This window comes from Cupriavidus sp. 05T313 (assembly GCF_056396665.1).
This window is the reverse complement of sequence record NZ_JBFTLX010000558.1, coordinates 1-761: the sequence shown is the minus strand read 5'-3', so window position 1 is coordinate 761 and position 761 is coordinate 1. Positions and strand designations below refer to the sequence as shown.

The window sequence follows — 761 nt, the reverse complement described above, 5'->3', positions numbered from 1 at the left end:
GCCCGTCACCATCCTGCGTAATGAAGCCGAACACTGCGCGCAGCTGATGCAGGCGTGGATGCGTCTCGCCATCCACAACCAGACCGCCATGGTGGAACAGATGCGCGAAGCCGGCGAATCCTGGCAGCGCTGCCAGGCGACAGGCTTGCAGCAGGCGGGGAATACCGCCTCGATGATGGCGCCGGTGCAGGCTTTGTTCGAGAAATTCAGCCAGGCCGCGGCGTTGAAACCCGCGTTGAACGGCACAGGCGCGGAGCCGGCAGACGGCGCCCTGGCCGCGACGCGCAAGAAGGTCATCCATGCCAGCTGACCGCCCCGCCGGCATGCCCGCCAATCCGCCTTCAGGCCGGATCGCACTGGTGACGGGCGGCCTGGGCGGACTGGGTGAAGCCATCGCGATGCGCCTGCACGACGCCGGCCATCGCGTGGCCGTCACCCATTCGATGGGCAATGACCATGTCGAAGCCTGGCTAACGCGCCAGCGGGCAGCGGGACGCGAGTTCAGCGCCTTTGCCACCGACGTGGYCGATTTCGAAGCATGCCAGTACTGCGCCGCGCAGGTCCTTGCCGAAATGGGCCAGGTCGATATTCTGGTCAACAACGCGGGCGTCACCCGCGACATGACCTTCAGGCGCATGACCAAAGCCGACTGGGACATCGTACTCAGGACGGACCTGGACTCCATCTTCAACATGACCAAGCCCTTGTGCGACGGCATGGTCAGCCGCGGCTGGGGCCGCATCATCAACATCGCCTCGGTG

The 761-nt window shown here is 65.5% G+C and carries 1 protein-coding gene and 1 pseudogene; both read left to right on the top strand.

Annotated features, from left to right (window positions below; genetic code table 11):
• Positions 1–310, top strand: a pseudogene (locus AC1DKD_RS41740) (hypothetical protein); the annotation flags it as partial.
• The coding region (locus AC1DKD_RS41735) for an SDR family NAD(P)-dependent oxidoreductase (RefSeq protein WP_477144796.1) at positions 300–761 on the top strand (462 nt) is incomplete at its 3' end. The pseudogene AC1DKD_RS41740 and the gene AC1DKD_RS41735, both read left to right, overlap by 11 nt.